The sequence below is a fragment of the Jeotgalicoccus sp. S0W5 genome, from assembly GCF_011634875.1.
GTDB classification, from domain to species: Bacteria; Bacillota; Bacilli; order Staphylococcales; family Salinicoccaceae; genus Jeotgalicoccus; species Jeotgalicoccus marinus.
Window position 1 is genome coordinate 145,368 of sequence record NZ_SIRQ01000004.1, and the last position, 21,123, is coordinate 166,490.

Below are 21,123 nucleotides of genomic sequence, written 5' to 3' on the forward strand. Positions count from 1 at the left end.
CTTATATTTTGATAGAGTCAACTCGTTTGCTTTTCACGTACGTGCAACACCTAAAGCATGACTATTGAATCTTATTCAAGACAATATCAGCTAATGCTTTTGCTGAAATCAGCAATGATTTTTCATTGACTTCGAATTTAGGGTGGTGGTTCGGGTAGGCATTTTCTACGCCTTCTGGTTTAGCACCGACAAAGATGAATGCGCCTGGTTTTTTCTCTAAGTAATACGCAAAGTCTTCTGAAGCAGCTTGTGGTTTGGCACGGTATACTTTATCGAAGTATGTGCCTGCACTCTCTTCTAAAGTCGCTTCAATTTCATCTATAATTTCTGGTATGTTATATAGAACTGGATAGTCATAGACATAGTCTAAAGTGCAATCTACGCCGTAGCTTCTTTCTAGTCCTTCAACCAGATTTTTCATTTCTTCATAGACTGGTTCCATATTATCCATAGATAAATAACGTACTGTACCACGAAGTGTTACACTGTCTTGAATTACGTTGTAACCACCTGGTGCATCAAAGGCTGTAATTGACACAACCACAGAGTCATTTGGATCCATACGACGGGAGACGATTGTTTGTGCTGATGTGACAAAGTAACCACCTGCAACAAGTGCATCATTAGTAGTGTGTGGCATTGCGCCGTGACCGCCTGAGCCTTGGATTTTAAGGTCAAAGTTTGAACGGCCTGTCATCGCTTCTTCTGCACACACTGTAATATCACCTACATCAATCGTTGGGAAGAGGTGAATACCATATACTTCATCTAAATCATCTAAGATGCCTGATTCTACGATACTTTTGGCACCGCCTGGTGGAATTTCCTCAGCATGTTGGTGAATGAGCTTAATTCTACCTTTCCACTCATCTTTAAGATCGATTAAAGCTTCACCTAAAATTAACATGTAAGCCGTATGACCATCATGTCCACAGGCATGCATGACACCTTCATTTTTAGATTTAAACTCAACATCTGCTTCTTCTTTAATTGGTAGAGCATCAAAGTCCGCACGCAGTCCGATTGTCGGTCCTTCACCAGCTCCACCTTCTATTTCCACGATAATGCCATAGCCATTACCCACATTTGTTGTCAGAGTCACATCTTTGTCTTTATAAAATTCTTCGATAAACTGTGCTGTTTTCTCTTCTTCAAATGATAACTCTGGATTTTCATGTAAATGACGTCTAATTTCAATCATTCGTTCTTCATTTTCTTCTAATTGTTTAAAAATCTTTTCTTTTAATGACATTGTTCATAACCCCTTTTCTTGATTTAATCGAAAATTTCTTCTTTAAAGAAATGGAACAGAACTAAAGGCAAGATTGCAACATTAGGAAGATAAGGCATAATTATGCCAGTAGCAAGGAACGTATCCCAGTTACCCTCTTCTTCTGTAAATAAAACTTGTCCGGCTTGTACTTTCTCTTTAAATCTCTCTAATTCATCTTCATCAAAGAGCTTTAATTTTTCTTCCATATATTCTTTATGGACTAATCGCTTAGAAATTGCATTAATAATTTGTGGTCTTGTCTTGTACTCTTCAAGGTCTAAGTCTAAGTTTTCTGCCACAAGATTCATGTGCTCTTCTGTTAATAATAAGTCATAATATTCGATAATTGGATAGTCTAGTAAATTTACAGTTGTGGTATATTCTGCATTATTCAACGTTACATTTGATACATTAATACCTTCTGGTAAGGGTGCTAAATGGATTGTTGAACCAAAGTTCCTTAATATCCCATCGATCACTTCTTCATGCATTACCCCTTCGCCGTCGCCAATGTATAAGAGGTGATGATTGTAAATTAAAAATGGATTATCATCAGGATTGAAAGGCAAGGTAATGATATTGTCACCTGTTAAGGCATTAGAATAACGCTTGATTAACTCAATTTCTTCCATTTTTAAGCTATCTCCAAGTAAGGTGAGATAGTCATCCGATTTTGCTTCTTCTATTTTTTCTTCTACTATCTTATCTAGTTGGGATAAAGACTCTCCCACTTTATCTAGATGTAAATATGTTAAATACGTCTTATAAAATGTTGCTAGCTCCATCTCGATTCTCCTTAAGTAATTGGGCTACCTCTGTTAAATAGTTTTAGAAGCTGTTTATTTACTGCGCTGACCGGATAGCGTTCCCTAAAGTTTTTATTTCTAACCTTGGCATAGGTGCTCACATAGTCCGGATGGTTTTTATCTTGTAGTATAGTGAGGATATCCTGAAGTTGGTCGATGCCACCGATACCTTCAATTGGGACTGGGCCACCGTAAGACAGGACTTTAGGTAGTGCCTTTTCTATATTTATATAGTCCTCAACTTCAATATCGACGACATAATAATCATCTGATGATGCCAGGTATTGAACTGGACCACCTTGTAAATACACATCCGCCATACGGACATTTTTCGGTGAGGATTCAAGATCTGTTAGAACTTCATCGTCCGTGACAAAATCTCCGCTCCCGGTATTCTGCCAACCAAATGCTTCAGAAATGACAATTTCTAATTCTAAGAGGTTTAAACGTGTTGGTAATTGAATTTCTCTATATATCTCATCCATTCCATTAATAGACAACATAATTCGGTAAGCGTTGTAGTTTTCACTGACACGTGCTGTCGTCATATGGTTGATAGTTTTAAAGTCTATTTGTTTTAAGGTCGTCAATACATCTTCATGCATGATCAGGTAATCTTTATGAACCTTAACTAATAGGCCCATTTCTACAGCATCTTGCCAGCGTGGTTGATTTGCATAAAGGTAATCATCCTCTTTAACTTTATGCGCCACTTCATTGGCTAACTCCCGATCTAAGAGGGAAATCGCAAGTTCTAATGATTCTTTAGTCACAATATGAGCAGTGACTTCGGATAAATAATCGTCCTTATATTGTCCGATGGATTTAATATTTAATTTCGACATTACTTTTCGTAATTTAATGAAGGTCAGATTATTATAGAGCCAGTAGATTGGACCCTTAAAAATGGGTTCAAATCTTGACAGTTCACTAGGTTTAATCTCTTGTGAGTCTGGAATGTACATCGGTTCAAATGGGAAAATACCTGTTTTTCTCAGACCGTAATTTAAGTGATTGATGATATCTTCATGAATCACACCTTGATTGACATTATCCTCTAAAATGTACTGGTAGTCGATTAAGGTAGAGTATTTGTTTTGATTGTATGCAACCCTGTGGACTTCATCATGGCTTTCTTCTGCTGCTAAACGCCTAATGAGTTTGGCTTCTGCCATTGATAGATGTTCAAAAATTTCAGCTTGTAAAGCCGCATCACTAAGTTCTTTTAATTTATAGTCAATCAACTCATCCATACTCGTAAAATTTACAGAGTTAAACAAACTGGCCCTGACCAGTTCATGTTCTCCTAAATAAGTCTGATAGAAAGTTTGAATATCCATAGACATAATCCCCCAGCTCTTTGACTGCTTTTATACTTACTATTTTACACTTATTAATCATAAAAATCTGTTGAGACAGTTTAATCACAAAAAAACACTAGTGATAAATCACCAGTGTTTAAAATTATGCGATTCTACTTCTTATTCTGGCAGTTTAGATACACCAATGTTCGTCATTTCAAAAGCATTTAACACATGATTTAACTGTTCTTCTGAAAGGACATCATATTTCTTACATATGTCTCTTACTGGTTCACCACTTGCCATCGCTTCACGTGCAATTGATGATGCTTTCTTATAGCCAATGTGAGGCACAAGTGCTGTGATTACACCGATACTCTTATCCACGTATTCCGACATCTGTTTTTCATTAGCTGTAATACCTGCAATACATTTTTCTGTAAAGACTCTAAAGCCATTGTTCATAATGTCTATGGATTGTAGTAGGTTATATGCAAGCACGGGTTCCATAACATTTAATTCAAACTGTCCAGCTTCTGATGCGAGACAAATGGTATTGTCGTTACCGATGACTTGGAAGGCAATTTGATTAATCACTTCAGCCATAACCGGATTCACTTTACCAGGCATAATTGAAGAACCTGGCTGACGTGCAGGAAGATTGATTTCATTCAGACCCGCTTTTGGTCCTGAAGCCATCATTCTTAAGTCATTTGCAACCTTAGACATGTTCATCATACATACTTTAAGTGCTGCAGAAATTTCAGTATAGGCATCTGTATTCTGAGTTCCATCAACAAGATTTTCTGCAGATTTAAATGGATAGCCTGTAAGATTTCTAAGTTCTTCAACAACTGTATCAATGTATTTTTGGTCTGCATTTAAACCAGTACCAACTGCAGTTGCACCGATGTTGATTTCATAAAGATTTTCTAAAGCGTTTGATACACGGCGAATATCTCTTGATAAGACCTTAGCGTAAGCACTAAATTCTTGACCTAGGCGAATTGGTACGGCATCTTGAAGATGCGTACGTCCCATTTTAATGACGTGATCAAACTCCGTTGCCTTCGCTTCAAATGCTTGTTTCATCGTGTTCATCGTTTCTAACAAGCTTTCTGCACGTATTAAAAATGCAATATGGAGCGAAGTTGGGAAGGCGTCATTTGTTGATTGTGACATATTGACATGGTTGTTCGGACTCACAAAGTCATAGTCACCTTTTTCTCTTCCTAAGATATCAAGTGCACGGTTTGCAATGACTTCATTTGCGTTCATGTTTGTCGAAGTCCCAGCACCACCTTGAATTGGATCTACGATAAAATGACTGTGCCACTGACCGTCTATAATTTCTTCACTCGCTTGGACAATGGCATTTTTTCTTTCCTCATCTAAGACGCCATTCTCATGGTTTCCAATAGCCGCTGCCTTTTTGACCATACCAAGGGCTCTGATTAAGTCCGTGTTTAAACGATAACCTGTAATTGGGAAATTCTCTAAAGCTCTTAGGCTTTGAACTCCATAATAGGCATCATTATTAATTTCTTTTTCTCCAAGAAAGTCTGCTTCAATTCTTGTATCTTTCGTCATGTCTTCATACAGCTCCTAGGGTTTATTGTATAATCATCGATTCAAAATCTTTTGGAAATGCGTTGAGATTAATTGTATTATCATCTTCAATATACAACATATCTTCGATTCTGACACCGCCAAAATCAGGAATGTATATTCCTGGTTCTATGGTAATCACATTCCCCGCTTCTAACTTATCTTTGTTTTCACCATGAACAGAAGGTGCCTCGTGGATATCTAAGCCAAGACCGTGACCAATACGGTGCATGAAATACTCACCGTACCCTGCATCTTCGATAACCTGTCTCGCACTTTTATCGATATTTGAGAGTTCTGTTCCTTCTTGACTCGCTTTAATACCTGCAAGATTTGCATTCAACACTGTTTTATAGATTTCTTCTTGCTTTTCAGTCGCTTCTCCAACAATAAAAGTTCGTGTCATATCTGAAACATAACCTGTATCCGATACAACTCCGAAATCAATTAACAAGAAATCTCCTTTTTGGATGACGGCATTGCCCGTGTCACCATGTGGTAAGGCAGATTTTTTACCTGTTAATACACTTGGTCCAAAACTTGGTCCTATTGCACCATAAGATTTAAATTGTTTGACCAGGAAGTCTGACACTTCCATTTCTGTCTTGCCTTCAACAGTAAATGTTTTAAGATTCTCTAGTGCCTTTTCTGTCATATCGACGGCACGTTGTAATTCATTTTTGTCATGGTCATCTTTTATTCCACGTAAGTAATTGATGTGATTATCAAGGGTCTGAATATTCTCAGCTTGATATTGTTCAATCAACCTAAGGTAACGATCATAGATTAGATGACTGCCTTCGACTGCGATCGTCTTATCACTTGGAATTGTCTTAAAGACATATGAAAATGCATCTTCCTTATCATCATGTGGAAGGTAATGATCTAAATCCGTATTATTTTTCACTGTTTCACCATCTAGTGCTGGGTAAATCATCGTTGTTTCTTTTGACTGATTATCGATTAACAAGAGTAACAATCGTTCATGTGGGTCTAAGCGTACACCGGTAAAGTAAAAAATGTTTAATGGATTAGATATTATTGAATAATCCGCTTCGACACTTGTTGCTAATTCATCGATTTTGCTCGCCATCTATTTTCCCTCCTCAGAATATGAAATGTACTTATCAAACCATCCTGTGATTTGTTCTAATCTTGCGAGACGTAAACTCGGTTTTCCTGAACGTGAAAGCTCATGAGAAGAAGATGGGAAACGGACAAACTCAGTTTCCTTACCGTGATATTTCAACTCTATAAAGAACTGCTCTGCTTGTTCGATTGGACATCTAATATCTTCTTCACCATGTAAAATAAGTAAAGGTGTTTCAACTTGTTTCGCATATTTCAAAGGTGAGTGATGCCACAATTTTCCAAGATCATCAAGTCCAGCTAAAATCTGCCAATCTGTAAAGTAATAACCAATATCTGAGACCCCTCTAAAGCTAATCCAATTCGAAATTGAGCGCTGGGTCACAGCTGCTTTAAAACGGTTCGTATGCCCTACAATCCAGTTGGTCATAAAGCCACCATATGATCCACCTGTTACACCTAAATTATCTTGATCAATCCAATCATACTTATTGGTAATATAGTCCACTGCGGCCATAATATCTTTATAGTCACCGTTACCGTAATCCCCTCTTACAGCATCAACAAACTCCTGAGAATAACTGTGTGACCCTCTAGGATTAATAAATAATACGGCATAGCCTTTCGCTGCTAACACTTGCATCTCATGGAAGAACGTATTGGCATATAAGGCATGTGGTCCACCATGTATATTGGTTACCATCGGATAGATTTGACCAGCCTGATAATCAGCTGGTTTCATGAACCAACCGTGAACTGTCGTCTCATCAAAACTAGAAAACTTAATTTTTTCTGGATAAACGAGTGTTGTTTTCGATACGTAGTCCTTATTGACTTCGGTTAATTGAACAAGTTCTTCTGTTTCAAAATCAAATTTATATAGTTCACTCGGTGACACATGCGTTGAAATTGTTAAGTAGGCACCTGACTCATCTGCATCCATACCAAAAATGTTATGGTCGCCACGGTAAAGTGGCTTAATATGCCCATTAATGTCTCCTTGGTATAAGTTCACACTACCAAATTCCGACACGATAAAAACATACTCACTATTTGAAATCCACTTCGTCGGATTACCGTCAATATTTTGTTGGGTATCTTGTGCGACTAAGCCACCGACTGGTTTGTCGAGTGCTGTAGTGACATCAATAATATCGCCTGTAGTTAGATTCAAAACTTCGATATGTGGGTGTGTTGCATTCTTATATTGACGTGTCATCACTGTCATTAAAATATGTGACCCATCTGGTGATAATTCCGCTTTAAAGACATTCATGTCTGAACGTAACAATTGATCCGTACCGTTTTTACGTAAATACAGTTTAGAAGAAAAATTGAAATCTGGATTATCACTTTGATCAGTTGAGTAAATAAAACCAGTATCTGTTAAGTCATGAAGTTGATAGTTCGCTTCGCCTTTTAAGACCACTTCTGTTTCTTTAGTATGAATGTTTACTTTTTTAATCTGTGAATATTTCTCGGGAAATATTCCATATGGTGATGGCCCACCATCAGATTTATATTTCATTTTATTAATAATCGTCGGTTTCGGTGTTTTACTATCTTTTTCTTCTTCAGACTCTTTTGTGTCCTTTCCTTCTCTGACAGAATAATAAATTGTCTCATCATCTGAACTAAAGACTGGGTTAGATGCACCATCTTTTTCAAAGGTAATTTGTTCGCGTTCCCCACCTGTGTGACGGAGTATGAAGATCTGTGTTTTTTTGTCTTTATCAGGTGCTGTGAAGGCTGTCATATTTCCATTATAGGCATGACACACATTACCGATTACTTCATCTTTATATGTAAGTTGAATGTTGCCTTGGCCATTGTGAGAATGAAGGTAGGCATAGTACGTATCCTCGTCCTTATCAGTACGACTCGTTAAATACGTCACGCTCGAGCTATTTGGGACGACTTTTGGTGCAGAAACGGATTGTATATCAAAAATGTCTTCGATTGAAACTTTTGTCATTAAAAATCCCCCTTTTTAATTAATATAACACTCTTTAGTTCACCCTACTAACGAATGAATGAAATGGCTTCATTTTTTAGTACTTAATGTGCGTTGATATAAGAGATATATAAATATAGGAACAGCAGATAACATGACCATAACACCTGTAGGAATGCTAACTGGTGCAAAAAGTGTACGCCCTAAAGTATCTACGATTAGAACATAGATTGCACCAACAAGAATCGAACGTTTTAACAACGGGATAAATGGCATCGGCTTAAGGTACATAATCACCTGAGGAACGATAATGCCTACAAGAGCAATAATACCGGTGTAACCTAAGGCAACAAGTGGCGGAACAGCAGCGGTCATTAATAACATCGGGCGTATTTTACTCACATTGACGCCTAAGGCATGTGCCCGAATATCTCCTAACTTTAACAAATCTAACTGTCTGCCATATCTTATTAACAAGATAAATGCAATAAATGTCAGCACCATAACGACGGCAACTTGGTAGTAATTTACGCCACTCAAGGAGCCAAACATGTACCTTGAGATGTTCTGTGTATCTTCTGGATTAACTAAGATAATCAAGTACAAAATACCCGAGAGTAATGAACCCAGTAGAACGCCGGTTATAATTAATGTTTCTGGACGGTAAGACAAATCTAAACGCCGTGCAATTATTAGCACGAGTACCATGGTCAAAAGACCACAAATGATGCTCATAATTGGTGCGAAGATAACAGGGATGACTGTAATCACTGTCAAAGCTGAACCGAGAACCGCCCCATTAGCCATACCTAAAGTAAAGCTATCCACCATCGGATTTTTCAAGATAATTTGAAATACTGCCCCACTCATACTTAAGCTTGCTCCAAGGAAAATTGCCATTAACACTCTTGGCAATCTCACATCTAGCATGATTGTATATGACTGCATTGTAGACACATCAGAGAAACTAACAGATCCAACAAACACACTAACAACCAGACAGAGCATTAAGATTATTGATAGAACAACATTTGTCTTATTCATATATACACTGAGCGACTTCTTCTAAGCCTTCAACGAACCTAGGACCTGGTCTTGAAATCGTATCTGGATTTGGAATACATTGGTTGCGTTCATCGGCAATCTCAGTTGTATCTAGCCCAGAGATACTAGAAATTTCTTCAGATAATGTTTCATTATCTTGTCCAGATGTTGAGATCACCTTCGTTGGTTCACGTGCAATTAACTCTTCCGATGTAACAGATGGATAACCTTCGACATCATCAAAAGCATTCTCTACTTCTAAAGTTTCCAAAAAGTCATCAATAAAGGTATCATCACCTGCAATATAAATATCTGGTACCACTGACACTAGGAGCAGCACACTATCATCAGTTTGTTGATCTTCATAAGTGGCTTTAAGGTCTGTAAGTTCTTTTTGAAGTTCAGTATTTAAATTTTCAGCTTCACTACGCTTATCAATAAAATCACCAACTTGTGTTATCGTATCGTAAATTGCATCAATTGATTGCGCATCGTCTACTACTAAGATTTCAGCACCTGTATTATCAGCCACACGGTCAATAATATCCTTGTTCGCATCATGGTTTGAAGCATGTGAAATAATATGTGTTGGATCTAGAGCCATCATAGCCTCTTCATCTAAATCAAAAGTATCCAGCCTTGTTAAATCTTCAGACAAATCCTCAGGGTATGTATCTACTGTTGTAATGCCCACCAAGTCTTCTGTTGAACCAAGCTCTGCGATGATTTCCGTATTACTTGGTATCAAAGAAATAATATTCATATCTTCATTCGAGCTCTGATCAACAGCGGATTCATTAGAACAGGCTGTCATAACTATCGTAAATAAGGTTAAGAAAAATAATTTTGTGTGCCTAGGTAATTTTTTGATAATCACCATCTCCTTTAGCATCATTATAATAAAGTTACACTGTCTATTGTAGGGTGATTTATTTATAAAATGACATACAAAAAGGGGCTGGGCAAAAATATTCCCAACCCCTTCTTAGTTACTTACATTCTTTCAGGTGCATTCACATCTATTAATCTTAGGGCATTCTCTAAAGTTTGACGAACGGCTTCAATCATTAAAATATAAGCACGTGTCTTATCGTCATTTTCTCCTAGTACTTTTTCAGCATTATAGAATTTATGGAAGCTCGCAGCTAAGTCATGGATGTAATTTGGAATTCTTTGTGTCGCACGAGCTTCTGCTGCACCTCGAACAATATTAGGAAATTCTAATATTTTCTTCAGTAATTCAAGTGCTTGCTCGTTGGTGATTACATCCACTGCAACTGTTTGGTCTATATCAAAACCACTTTCCTTCGCTTGACGTAAAATACTGCATATTCTAGCGTGTGCGTATTGTGCATAGTAAACCGGATTATCAGAGGATTCACTACGTGCTAAGTCTAAATCAAAGTCAAAATGCGTATCAGTTGAGCGCATAACCATGAAGTAACGTGCAGCATCAACACCAATCATATCGATTAAATCTCTCATCGTCACTGCCTTACCAGTACGTTTACTCATCTTCACTTCTTGACCGTTTTCAATTAAACGGACAATTTGCATGATTTCAATTTCTAACTTCTCCGGGTTCTCACCTAAAGCACCGAGTGATGCTTTTAGACGGTTAATATAACCATGGTGGTCTGCACCAAAGAGGTTAATTAACTTATCATATCCACGCTCCACTTTGTCATAGTGATAAGCAATATCTGGCATTAGATATGTGAAGGTCCCGTCTTTTTTCACGATAACGCGGTCTTTGTCATCCTTAAAGTCTGTTGTGCGTAGCCATGTCGCATCATCACTTTCATAGATGAAACCATTGTCTTTCATCTTGGTCATCGCTTCATCTATTTCGCCACTTTCGTATAGTGAGGTTTCACTAAACCAGTTGTCAAAGTGAATACGAAAATCGCTTAAATCTTCTTTTAGTTTACGCATTTCATATTCGACACCAAGGTCTCTAAATTTACTAATACGTGCAGTTTCATCTAAATCTTTGTACTCAGGGTGAGCCTCAGCTAACTCTTCACCAATCACCTTAATATCTTTACCGTTATAACCATCTTCCGGCATGTTCAATCCTTGACCTAAAGCCTCAAAATAACGTGCTTCTATGGAACGTGCTAAGTTGTTAATTTGATTACCGGCATCGTTGATATAGTATTCACGTGTGACATCATAGCCAGCAAAATCCATGATATTAGAAAGTGTTGCACCAACTGCACCATTTCTCGCATGACCAATGTGAAGATCGCCTGTAGGATTTGCAGAAACATACTCGATTAACACTTTTTCTTTCGTTTCAAGCTCTGAACGACCATAGTTTTCTTTTTGGTTTAGAACCTTAAATATAACGTTTAAGAGTTCTTTACTTTCCATTTTAAAATTGATAAAACCTGGTCCTGCAATGCTGACTTCACTTACACTTGCTTTTTCTTTATCCAGTTTTTCAATGATTAATTCAGCAATTTCTCGAGGGTTTCTACGCGCAAGTTTAGTCAAAACCATCGCTGCATTAGTAGAAAAGTCTCCGTTATTCTTATCTTTTGGAACTTCGACTTTTACACTAGGCATATCTGATTCTTCGACTAAGTTTGCACTTTTGATTGCACTTTCAATCGCTTCTTTAAGTTGTTGTTTTAAATCCATATTTAAGCCCTCTCTAACTTATATTTGTAGTGACCAAGTAGTGACCCCGATTCAAATAAATCATATTCAATATACAAGCCTGTGTCACTAGCATCCAGTTCATGCGTCAATATTTCAAACTGATGTCGGCCGGCTGGGGAATCATAAAATGTTGATGTTCTCATACCTTTTTCAAAGTGAAAATTCATATTGATAATGCCACGTCTCTGTAATTTTATATTACAATCACTTATTCTAACTGTGACTTTTAGCTCATGTTCATCCAATGATTCTGTATAACGCAAATAACGGTCTTCTTTATCTATGACTGAAACGTTTAAATCTTGTTTGTATTCATTTTTCTCACCATGCATATCAACGATTTGAGATAGCTTATACATACCTTGATTTGGAGCGTTCATTTTATCACCTTCAATATTACAAATTATAGCACAATGCATGTAAATTGACGCCTAAAACATAAAAAAGGCAGGGCTTTCGCCCCACCTAAGTGTCCTAGTTATATCACTATAACTATAATATATTTTATCCATAGATTTAGGAATGTGCAACGTAATTTTAGAAAGTCATAAAAAAGACATATTTGCTAGGACTGAACACCGAGTGCTTCCTGCATACGGTCTGAGTTATTCCACATTTCTTCATTATGTTGTTGTAAAAAGTCGATTAGCGCATCTTTTGAGCCCTGATCCAGAAGCTCAAGCTTAATGCGACCTTTCATTGCATCATCTAAACTATTTACGTGTTCATGCATCATTTTATAGCCGCGACGTTTTTCCTTATTAACCATTAAATAACAAGCACCTGCGCCGTTATAGACAGGACCAACTTCCTTACGTTCGACTGCTATCCAAACAAGATAATACTCTTTAGCATCTTCACCTTCGGCTTCAGTCTTATCCGTAATCCACTTCACTCGTTTTTCAACTTCAGCTTTACCATGTAAGCCGCCGATATCTAATACTGCTTCTTTCGTTTCAATATTAATATATATTGGTGCAATGTTTTCTAGACTAATTGAGCCAAAATTTTGTCCTCTATGACCATCAAGTGGGTCATTTTTTATAATATTAAATTGAAATCCTGGCTTTTTCTTTGGTTTTTCATCTGCCAAATTGAACCCTCCTAATCAAGTTCGTTTAGTAAATTAATAATTTCCGCCTTTACACTCAAATCTTCGATGGCTAAAATTTTCTCTTTCGGATAATACAGACGAGACCCTAAACGATGCAAGCCTGTAATTGAATTAATGATGGCAGATTGTGAACTAATTTCTCTAATATCACCATTCGATCTCAATAGATGAATCGGCTGACGATTTGTTTTTTGACCAGGGCGGTCGTAGTCATATGGTAAATCAGAATAACTATCACTAAATACATAATAGTTAGGGTCTAGGCCAGCTCGTCTATACAAATCATTGAGTTCAGAAATTGTAATTATAGAGCCATCAAACGGCAAGTATTTAAATAAATCTCTGTTTACAAAACGACTTGCTAAATCGCTGAGAATTTCATCGTCTTCACGAATCCACTCTTGTAAGTAAAAGTTCACAACCATTTCATCAAGTCGTAAATAATCTTCAACAGTTACATTCTCATTAAAGAAAGGGATGAGATATGTTGGTGCTTGTTTAAAATTATAGCTAGACTGGTAGAGATGCTTCGCACGTCTTAAAATAAGATTTAAAAGTACTTCCCCACCACGTGACACAGGATGGAAATACACCTGCCAATACATCTGATAACGACTCATCAGGTAGTCTTCAACAGCGTGCATCCCACTTTCTTTGATCAACACTTCATTTTTTGAAGGTCGCATCACTCTTAATATACGTTCCATATCAAAATTACCATAACTGACTCCCGTATAATAAGAATCTCTCTGCAGGTAGTCCATACGGTCAGCATCAATTTGGCTTGAAATCATGCTGATAACTAATTTATTTGGATGTGTCTTATTTATAACTGCTGCCACTTGTTCTGGGAAGTCTTGAGAAACTCTCGATAGTACCTCATTGACTTCTGTTGAACCTAAGATAATTTTCTTTGTAAATTCCTCATGGTCAGTATGAAAAATATCTTCAAAGCTATGGGAGAACGGTCCATGACCTAAATCATGTAGGAGTGCTGCAGTAAGTGCGAGCAACTTATCATCCTTGTTCCACTCAGGATATTCTTCAAAGTTATCAATCATACGTCGCACAATTTCATAGACGCCTAGCGAATGGTTGAAGCGAGAATGTTCTGCCGAATGAAAAGCAAGATACAGAGTCCCGAGTTGTTTTATTCTACGCAGGCGTTGAAACTCTTTAGTTTTAATAAGGTCCCAAATCACCTGGTCTCTGACATGAATATATCGGTGAACTGGATCTTTAAATACTTTTTCTTCTTGCAGTTGCTTGTGAGTATATTCGCTCATTACCAATGGGTGACGCCTCCTTTTTCAATCCAATAATATCATAAATTTACGATTAACAACCAATAGCTCACATTAGCTTTGAAATCGGTTGGCTCTTTTTCCAACAAAAAGCATGTAACATAAACCAGCTATGAGAATTGGGAGAATCAGCCACAGATACATACCGTCATATCCGACAAATGGTATCAAAAGACCGAGTAAAACTGGGCCAAAACCTAAGCCGATTTCTAAAATAATAAAGTAAGTTGATGTGGCAAGACCTACATTTTCTTTCGGTGCCACTTTCACACAGATAATCTGGGCAGCCGATTGGAAGTTACCAAAACCTAAACCAATAATGAAACCTGCGACTAGTACAAGCAGTCCGGAGGTCGTATTTCCAAGAATTAAAAAGCCAATCGCCATTAGAATAAATGTCGGGTAGATGACCATATTAGGTCCCTTTTGGTCAATTAAGCGCCCCGTAAATGGTCGGGTCGATAAGACCGCTACCGCATAAACAATAAAGAAGAAACTCGCAGCAGTCACAACATCAATTTCAATTGCATAAGTATTTAAAAATGATAATACACTGGAATATGCTAACCCCATTAGGAATATAGGCATCAACATTCGTAGAGAATTTTTCTCTATCAGAATAAATTTAGTCGGCTTAACTGCTGTCTCTTTAGTTATGTTATTAATTTTTATCATTGGGATCATCAACACAACTAAAACCATGAGTACGCCGACGTATACTAACATCATTTCAAAGGTAATTACTTCAAGTAATAAGAAAGCAATAAAGGGTCCAACTGCACTCGCAACTACCATACTTAAACTAAAGTAACTTATTCCTTCACCCCTACGCTCTTCAGGGACAGAAATTGTTGCGAGTGTATTGAGTGCTGTCGAGATAATACCTGTTGCGAGACCATTTAAAAGACGTGTCACCAAGAGGAATGTTAGGCCAAAATCAAAGAAATATAAAATGTAAGTTAAAAAATACAGGCTAGTTCCGATAACCATAATTTTCCGAGCACCAAGATGGTTAATTTGATACCCTGTCACTGCGCGACCGATTAGAACACCGACAATAAAAATACTCGCCGTAAAACCAGCAATACTTGGATTGATATCATATTTTTCAATGGTGTAGTTTCCTACCGTTACTAAAGTTGAATACATCGCACCCATTAGAATAAAGTGAAAGGCAAAAATCGCTATAAATTCCTTGGTCCATATTTTTGGTGCGTAGACACTGTTTGACATTAAATTCCTTCTTTCTGACAAATTAAAACCAGTATTTAAAATACTGGTTAGTTAGCGTTCATATATTTACTATTGCGGTTTTTGATATTATCTGTAAAACGTTCATAGACTGTCTTATCCGTTTCTGATAACTCTCTGAAATCCACAACATTCGCACCCATTTTCTCAAGTGCTTTTAAGGTGAGCGCCTCAACTTCTTGAACGCTAAAGTTTGTTTTTAAGAGCTCATTTAGAGAAGCCATATGTTCTGGATTAATCAAGGGATAAGTAAATTTCTCACTTTCTACTGCACGTGCATACTTATAAAAATCCTTCATTAATTTAGCACGTTCACTACCACTGCCCGTAACAGATAAATAAATCTGTACTGCCACCCCGTCCTTGATTCGGCGTTGTGAAATACCAGCAAATTTTTTACCATCAATGCTTAAATCATATGTACCTGGGCAATAACTATCATGAATTTCATATGCTTCAATACCTTGGTCCTTAAACATAGTTTGAACCAACTCTACCATCATATCATAACCATCTTCTATATACTGGAAATCCGCCTTAGGTATGACAAGTGAAATGTTCAACACACCATCATCAAGTACGACACCGAGCCCCCCACTATTTCGAACGATAAATTCAAAACCTGCATCATTTAAAAAATCTAAGCCATAATTCAACTTAGGCAGACGTGCATCTTGTAGTCCTAAGATGATAAATGGACTGTGCTGCCAAAAACGAATCTTTGGCGTGTTATCTTCTGATACTTGATGTTGTAAAAAATCATCGAAAGCAAAGGATTCAAAGGGATGTGTTGTATGATACTTGTGAATCACTTCAACAGTTTTACCTGTGAAGTAGGTCTCACTCATTACTATCGCCTTCACGATTTGCAACAACTTGTGTTGCAGTAAATAGAGCTAGGTTATAAACCTCTTCTGTTGTCGTACCACGAGACAGATCATTAACAGGCTTTCTTAAACCTTGAAGAATTGGCCCATATGCCTCAAAGCCACCGAGTCTTTGTGCAATTTTGTAACCGATATTTCCCGCTTCTAGTGATGGGAAGATGAATACATTAGCGTTTCCTTTTAAAGGTGAGTTTGGTGATTTTTTCTCCGCTACACTTGGTACAAAGGCCGCATCGAACTGTAACTCGCCATCAATAATCGCATCAGGTAATTTGTTTTGTGCATATTCTGTTGCGAGACGCACACGTTCTGCTTCTTCAGTCTTCGCAGAACCTTTAGATGAGAAGCTCAATAAGGCAACCCTTGGTTCAACACCAAAACTTGCTGTTGTTTTCGCCGTTTCCACTGCAACCTCAGCCAATTCATCAGCAGTCAATGTCGGGTTAATGGCACAGTCACCCATGACATATAATTCATTATCACGACGCATGAAGAAGATGCCACTTGTCTTAGAGACACCTTCTTTAGTTTTAATGATTTGAAGCGCCGGGCGAACAGTGTCTGGTGTAGAATGCATAGCGCCTGATACAAGACCTTGTGCATAGTTTGTATGTACCAGCATTGTGCCAAAATAGTTTACGTTTGTACCGATAATTTCGACTGCCTGATCTGCAGTTACCTTGCCATTTCTTACTGTTTGAAATTCATCCGCGAGTTTCTGACTTAATTCAGAAGTTGCTGGGTTTATAATTTCTAAGTTATCTATATCTATATTTTCTTCTTTTGCTATTCTTATTATTTCATCAGTATCCCCAAGAACAATTGGATGGACATAGCTATCCTTTGAATGCTGTGAAGCGGCAGTTAATATGCGCTTATCAATACCTTCTGGGAACACTATCTTAATTTTTTCACCATGTAAGATGTTTTTAAGATTCGTAATAAAGTTACTCATTATGGCCTCCTCGGTGAATTACTTTATATATTATTATACTGGTTCTGTCACATCTTTTAAACATAATCTGTTGTTAAAACGTTTTCTACTAACTAAAATAGAGTTATATATATCAAAAGGAGAGAATAGAATGAGCGAACCGGTCAGTACAATAGAAGGTTATTATAGCTTACATTTACTTTATAGCGTGGATTGGGCTGCATTTAAAGTTTTAGATGATGAAGAGAAAGATGCCTTGTTAGAAGAACTCCGGACATTCTTGGATGAACAAGAAGCTGTTCACAACAATAAAGAAGGTGACTATGCTTTCTACAATGTTATGGGACACAAGGCGGATTTGATTTTCTGGTTCTTAAGAAACACGCCAGAAGAATTAACTAAACTTGAACTTCAAATCAATAAACTTGGTATTGGAGATTTCTTAGTTCCAACATACTCTTATGTTTCAATCATTGAAATGAGTAGCTATCTAGGTGGTAATAAGACTGCTGAGGAAATGCTTGCCATCCCTCACATTCAAAATAGACTCTTCCCTAGCCTAGATAAGTCTAAATATATTTGTTTCTATCCAATGGATAAAAAACGTGACCTAGACGATAATTGGTATATGCTACCGATGGATGAGCGCAAACAATTGATGCGTGATCACGGTATGATTGGTCGCCAATATGCAGGTAAAATCAAACAGTTCATTTCTGGTTCTCAAGGTCTAGACAAATACGAATGGGGTGTAACGCTACTATCAGATGACATGCTTGAGTTCAAGAAAATCATCTATGAAATGCGCTTTGATGAAGCAAGTGCTCGTTATGGTGTCTTTGGTGACTTCTATGTCGGCAGTATCATCGAACGTGATGGATTAGAAGCGTACTTTAAGTAATAGATATTTTAAGTATTCCTCTGTTTTATCCTCTTTAAAATGGGTTATATATAATTATCTAGATTTTTAGGAGGAAACCTTATGAAGCGCTTGTTAAAGCGTGTAGCAATCTTTGCTGCACCAATTATCATCAATAAAATCGGTGAGAAATTCATGAATAAAGGCAGTAAAGATACTGACTCAAATTCAGGTACTTATCCAAGTAAGAAAAATAAAAGAAAATAAAGATCAACTTATAAAATCCACCTAACAATCGTTAAGTGGATTTTACTATAGAGAGGACGCCTATGATTAAACAAATTTCAGATCACGTCTATGTTATGCCATTTGATAGTGAGCGGGACCGGCCACACATTGGATATATTCAAGGTGAACAGTTTAGTGTTTTAGTGGATGTCGGTAATTCACCTGAACATCTCAGTGAAGTACTAAATGAAATTCAAGAAAATAATTTACCAGAACCGACACTTGCCATCATCACCCATTGGCACTGGGATCATACTTTTGCTATGCATGCTTTTAAAGGTAAAACAATCGCCCACAAAAAGACAAATGATATCTTGTCTCAGGTCAGCACTTGGGAGTGGACAAAAGACGCGATGATGGAACGTCTTAGAACAGGTGAAGAATGTCAATTTTGCCATCATCATATCCTTATCGAATATGATGATATCTCAGAGATGAAAGTCGTAACTGCTGATATCGTCTATGACAACACGCTATCTTTAGACTTAGGAAACCTGACTGTACACGTTGTACCTATCGATAATCCCCATTCAGATGATGGTGTTGTGTTGTTCGTAGAAGAAGAAAAAGTGCTATTTGCTGGTGATGCAGACAGTGGCGAGTATTATAAATTAGATGGTGGTTATGATTCAGACCGCTTCTATCACTACGTAAAAACAGTTGATCAATTCCCATACGAAACCTATATTCATGGACATGTGGGACCCTTTAACCGTGAAGAGACTCAAAGATTTCGGCAAACAATCATAGATGAAGAATTGTAGGCAAAATACCGATTAATATACGAAAGAGAGCCGATAAAATCAGCTCTCTTTTTATTTCTTCCATTTTAATTCTACTAGTGGACGGGTCAATGTCACAACTGGCTTACTTGATAGCACCAACACAATAAGCGCTGAGAAAATGACAAATATAAAGGTTTCATACCATCTGTCATACCAAAGCACATCAAATTCTCTAAGTGGCTGGATTATAAAGCCGTGTAAAAGATAGACATATAAGGTATTTTGTCCAAGCTTAGTGAGGTAACCATAGTTTTTGTCTGGTATCCAAGCAATCATAAAAATAATAAGCAAGGTAGCAAGTACATAAATAATGAGTCGCATCAAGCTACCACTGATTTCAGCTTCCAACGAGCGGTAAGCAATAGCGCCAGTTAACCAGTCAGTATCTAGAGATACATCGATATTTATCGAGCTGTATATAAAAACAAAAAGTACAACTGCAAATATAAGTCCAATTATCCTTAAGCCCTTGGTTTTTAACATGACTACATGCTCTTTATTCATATAATACCCGGCTAAAAAGAATGGGAAGAACACTATCGTTCTAGACAAACTTAGGCCAAAACTTGATAAATCCACATAGCCAACTGAAATGCCTATGAGGACCGTAAGCGGAATACCTACGTATGCCGGAAAGCGTTTAAACAAGATTAACAATATGTGCCAACTAAATAGACTGACTAAGAACCACATCGCCCATTGCGGTTTCAGAATACCCACGTACACGTCCTCTCTACCTAAGAGAAGATACAAGCCCGTATATATAACTTGAAAAATTAAATAAGGCAAAAGTAAATTCTTAGCGAGCTTTAAAATGTATTTAGGTTCACCAATACCCTTAGCAAAAAAACCTGCCAACAAGATAAACATTGGCATATGGAAAATATAAATAAAGGCATAGATTGAATTTATTAATTGTGAATCCGTCGCAAATGGTTGAATCATATGACCGAACACGACTAAGAAAATCAAAATCAATCTCGCATTATCAAAAAACGGTAAGCGGTTCATAGTTCTCCTCCGGGCCAAAAAATATCATTCCCAATATAGTAGGATAATTTACACGAAAATGAAAGTAAAATAAAAAAAGAATCTTAAACTAATTAAGATTCTAATAACACATTATTTTCTTTCTCTTCCCGTTCTTTTTCCTGCTCTTGTTTCTCTAGCACAGTTCATTCAACTGATTCTTGTAGCGTATCTTTTGGTAGATGTACAAAATCCATAAGTGCAGGCTGGAATTTTCTCATCATCCAACCCAGTATCTTTCCTACAAAAAGCGCAGTTACAAATGTTCCGATACCTATAGATCCTAGTGTTTGAGTAAATATTAAACCTATAACAACAGCAACAATAACGTTCAACATATCACTTGTGACCTTGGCCTTGGAGAACTCTAGATTAAAACGATCACTAATCACATGTGTCAATTCATCATATGGCATTAAAGGGAACTTAGCATTGAAATAGCCGAGTAGGCCCAAAGCCACAAAGAATAGACTAACTAAAAGGAAAATAGCTTGTGTCACTAAATTTTCAGGGTTAGGTAATTGTTGAACTAAAAACAAGGTAAAGTCCATCATACCTCCAAATAAAAATGCGATGATGAGTTGAACAATTGCTTCTCTAATATTTAGTCTTTTACTTAAAAGAATTTGAACAATGATAAACAATACGTTAGCGGCAACGGTCATTAAACCGATGGAAATTCCAGAAGAAAGTGTGAGTGCATAAGCAAGTGAAGACACAGGCGATACACCCATGTTTGCTTGAATTGAAAAACTGACGCCGAGGGAAAGGAAAAATAAACCTAATACATAAATGAATAAACGTTTTACTGTGACATTAATATGCGAAATAATTAATCCCCCTTCAAAATTTGTCCTTTAAATATTATATCAAGGTTTGTGAATAATATATAAATATAATGAAGTCATATTAAAAATAATATGTTGGAGG

Annotated in this window: 20 protein-coding genes; 3 read left to right on the forward strand and 17 right to left on the reverse strand. The window is 37.1% G+C overall.

From position 1 onward, the window contains the following. Nucleotides 1–61: 61 nt before the first annotated feature. From EYB29_RS07210 to pta, 15 genes are all read right to left on the reverse strand, one after another. Nucleotides 62–1,252 carry an amidohydrolase gene (locus EYB29_RS07210; RefSeq protein ID WP_166627000.1) on the reverse strand — a complete coding sequence of 397 codons (1,191 nt, stop codon included), beginning with the start codon at nt 1,250–1,252 and terminating at the stop codon, nt 62–64. 23 nt (nt 1,253–1,275) lie between these two features. After that, a complete protein-coding gene (locus EYB29_RS07215) occupies nt 1,276–2,058 on the reverse strand; it encodes a hypothetical protein (RefSeq protein ID WP_026866103.1) in 783 nt (260 codons plus the stop codon). A gap of 11 nt (nt 2,059–2,069) precedes the next feature. After that, entirely contained in the window at nt 2,070–3,419 is a 1,350-nt protein-coding gene (locus EYB29_RS07220; RefSeq protein ID WP_026866104.1) for an IS1096 element passenger TnpR family protein, read from the reverse strand. 141 nt (nt 3,420–3,560) lie between these two features. Then, on the reverse strand, nt 3,561–4,970 hold the full coding sequence (aspA, locus tag EYB29_RS07225) for an aspartate ammonia-lyase (RefSeq protein WP_026866105.1): 1,410 nt from the start codon (nt 4,968–4,970) through the stop codon (nt 3,561–3,563). 22 nt (nt 4,971–4,992) lie between these two features. Further along, entirely contained in the window at nt 4,993–6,081 is a 1,089-nt protein-coding gene (locus tag EYB29_RS07230; RefSeq protein WP_166627001.1) for an aminopeptidase P family protein, read from the reverse strand. Beyond that, entirely contained in the window at nt 6,082–8,052 is a 1,971-nt protein-coding gene (locus tag EYB29_RS07235; protein ID WP_166627002.1) for a S9 family peptidase, read from the reverse strand. Between the two features lie 69 nt (nt 8,053–8,121). Beyond that, the gene (locus EYB29_RS07240; RefSeq protein WP_166627003.1) at nt 8,122–9,075 is read right to left on the reverse strand and encodes a FecCD family ABC transporter permease; all 954 of its coding nucleotides are present in this window, start codon (nt 9,073–9,075) and stop codon (nt 8,122–8,124) included. Continuing rightward, on the reverse strand, nt 9,068–9,970 hold the full coding sequence (locus EYB29_RS07245) for an ABC transporter substrate-binding protein (RefSeq protein WP_084145679.1): 903 nt from the start codon (nt 9,968–9,970) through the stop codon (nt 9,068–9,070). Before EYB29_RS07245 ends, EYB29_RS07240 begins: the two co-directional genes overlap by 8 nt. A gap of 98 nt (nt 9,971–10,068) precedes the next feature. Next, nucleotides 10,069–11,721, reverse strand: a complete 1,653-nt coding sequence (gene argS / locus EYB29_RS07250; protein ID WP_026866109.1) for an arginine--tRNA ligase — start codon at nt 11,719–11,721, stop codon at nt 10,069–10,071. 2 nt (nt 11,722–11,723) lie between these two features. Continuing rightward, nucleotides 11,724–12,122 carry a YwiB family protein gene (locus EYB29_RS07255; protein ID WP_026866110.1) on the reverse strand — a complete coding sequence of 133 codons (399 nt, stop codon included), beginning with the start codon at nt 12,120–12,122 and terminating at the stop codon, nt 11,724–11,726. A 185-nt stretch (nt 12,123–12,307) separates the two neighbouring features. Continuing rightward, nucleotides 12,308–12,835 (reverse strand): YwhD family protein, encoded by a 528-nt coding sequence (locus EYB29_RS07260; protein WP_026866111.1) that lies wholly within the window; start codon nt 12,833–12,835, stop codon nt 12,308–12,310. Between the two features lie 11 nt (nt 12,836–12,846). Then, nucleotides 12,847–14,142, reverse strand: coding sequence for an HD domain-containing protein (locus EYB29_RS07265; protein WP_166627004.1), 1,296 nt, complete (start codon nt 14,140–14,142; stop codon nt 12,847–12,849). Between the two features lie 72 nt (nt 14,143–14,214). Then, complete coding sequence (locus tag EYB29_RS07270; RefSeq protein WP_166627005.1) at nt 14,215–15,393, reverse strand: MFS transporter; 1,179 nt, start codon at nt 15,391–15,393, stop codon at nt 14,215–14,217. A gap of 47 nt (nt 15,394–15,440) precedes the next feature. Continuing rightward, a complete protein-coding gene (locus EYB29_RS07275; protein WP_026866114.1) occupies nt 15,441–16,259 on the reverse strand; it encodes a lipoate--protein ligase family protein in 819 nt (272 codons plus the stop codon). Then, complete coding sequence (pta, locus tag EYB29_RS07280) at nt 16,252–17,253, reverse strand: phosphate acetyltransferase (RefSeq protein WP_166627006.1); 1,002 nt, start codon at nt 17,251–17,253, stop codon at nt 16,252–16,254. Before pta ends, EYB29_RS07275 begins: the two co-directional genes overlap by 8 nt. A 130-nt stretch (nt 17,254–17,383) precedes the next feature. Between pta and hemQ the strand changes: the two genes are divergently transcribed. From hemQ to EYB29_RS07295, 3 genes are all read left to right on the forward strand, one after another. Then, nucleotides 17,384–18,133, forward strand: a complete 750-nt coding sequence (gene hemQ / locus EYB29_RS07285) for a hydrogen peroxide-dependent heme synthase (protein WP_166627007.1) — start codon at nt 17,384–17,386, stop codon at nt 18,131–18,133. A gap of 81 nt (nt 18,134–18,214) precedes the next feature. After that, on the forward strand, nt 18,215–18,358 hold the full coding sequence (locus EYB29_RS07290) for a hypothetical protein (protein WP_156889126.1): 144 nt from the start codon (nt 18,215–18,217) through the stop codon (nt 18,356–18,358). 62 nt (nt 18,359–18,420) lie between these two features. Next, nucleotides 18,421–19,143: an MBL fold metallo-hydrolase gene (locus EYB29_RS07295; protein WP_166627008.1), complete on the forward strand. Its 723-nt coding sequence runs from the start codon at nt 18,421–18,423 to the stop codon at nt 19,141–19,143. Between the two features lie 51 nt (nt 19,144–19,194). Here EYB29_RS07295 and EYB29_RS07300 read toward each other — a convergent pair whose 3' ends face one another. After that, nucleotides 19,195–20,175: an acyltransferase family protein gene (locus EYB29_RS07300; RefSeq protein WP_166627009.1), complete on the reverse strand. Its 981-nt coding sequence runs from the start codon at nt 20,173–20,175 to the stop codon at nt 19,195–19,197. A 164-nt stretch (nt 20,176–20,339) separates the two neighbouring features. Then, nucleotides 20,340–21,023, reverse strand: a complete 684-nt coding sequence (locus EYB29_RS07305; protein WP_166627044.1) for a YczE/YyaS/YitT family protein — start codon at nt 21,021–21,023, stop codon at nt 20,340–20,342. Nucleotides 21,024–21,123: the final 100 nt, after the last annotated feature.

Excerpts from the sequence above, each read along its gene's own strand:
- EYB29_RS07210 (WP_166627000.1), bottom strand. The coding sequence starts at position 1,252 with ATGTCATTAAAAGAAAAGATTTTTAAACAATTAGAAGAAAATGAAGAA.
- EYB29_RS07270 (WP_166627005.1), bottom strand. The coding sequence starts at position 15,393 with ATGTCAAACAGTGTCTACGCACCAAAAATATGGACCAAGGAATTTATA.
- argS (WP_026866109.1), bottom strand. The coding sequence starts at position 11,721 with ATGGATTTAAAACAACAACTTAAAGAAGCGATTGAAAGTGCAATCAAA.
- EYB29_RS07255 (WP_026866110.1), bottom strand. The coding sequence starts at position 12,122 with ATGAACGCTCCAAATCAAGGTATGTATAAGCTATCTCAAATCGTTGAT.
- EYB29_RS07215 (WP_026866103.1), bottom strand. The coding sequence starts at position 2,058 with ATGGAGCTAGCAACATTTTATAAGACGTATTTAACATATTTACATCTA.
- EYB29_RS07235 (WP_166627002.1), bottom strand. The coding sequence starts at position 8,052 with ATGACAAAAGTTTCAATCGAAGACATTTTTGATATACAATCCGTTTCT.
- EYB29_RS07240 (WP_166627003.1), bottom strand. The coding sequence starts at position 9,075 with ATGAATAAGACAAATGTTGTTCTATCAATAATCTTAATGCTCTGTCTG.
- EYB29_RS07220 (WP_026866104.1), bottom strand. The coding sequence starts at position 3,419 with ATGGATATTCAAACTTTCTATCAGACTTATTTAGGAGAACATGAACTG.
- EYB29_RS07245 (WP_084145679.1), bottom strand. The coding sequence starts at position 9,970 with ATGATGCTAAAGGAGATGGTGATTATCAAAAAATTACCTAGGCACACA.
- EYB29_RS07275 (WP_026866114.1), bottom strand. The coding sequence starts at position 16,259 with ATGAGTGAGACCTACTTCACAGGTAAAACTGTTGAAGTGATTCACAAG.
- aspA (WP_026866105.1), bottom strand. The coding sequence starts at position 4,970 with ATGACGAAAGATACAAGAATTGAAGCAGACTTTCTTGGAGAAAAAGAA.
- EYB29_RS07265 (WP_166627004.1), bottom strand. The coding sequence starts at position 14,142 with ATGAGCGAATATACTCACAAGCAACTGCAAGAAGAAAAAGTATTTAAA.
- EYB29_RS07300 (WP_166627009.1), bottom strand. The coding sequence starts at position 20,175 with ATGAACCGCTTACCGTTTTTTGATAATGCGAGATTGATTTTGATTTTC.
- pta (WP_166627006.1), bottom strand. The coding sequence starts at position 17,253 with ATGAGTAACTTTATTACGAATCTTAAAAACATCTTACATGGTGAAAAA.
- EYB29_RS07290 (WP_156889126.1), top strand. The coding sequence starts at position 18,215 with ATGAAGCGCTTGTTAAAGCGTGTAGCAATCTTTGCTGCACCAATTATC.
- hemQ (WP_166627007.1), top strand. The coding sequence starts at position 17,384 with ATGAGCGAACCGGTCAGTACAATAGAAGGTTATTATAGCTTACATTTA.
- EYB29_RS07230 (WP_166627001.1), bottom strand. The coding sequence starts at position 6,081 with ATGGCGAGCAAAATCGATGAATTAGCAACAAGTGTCGAAGCGGATTAT.
- EYB29_RS07295 (WP_166627008.1), top strand. The coding sequence starts at position 18,421 with ATGATTAAACAAATTTCAGATCACGTCTATGTTATGCCATTTGATAGT.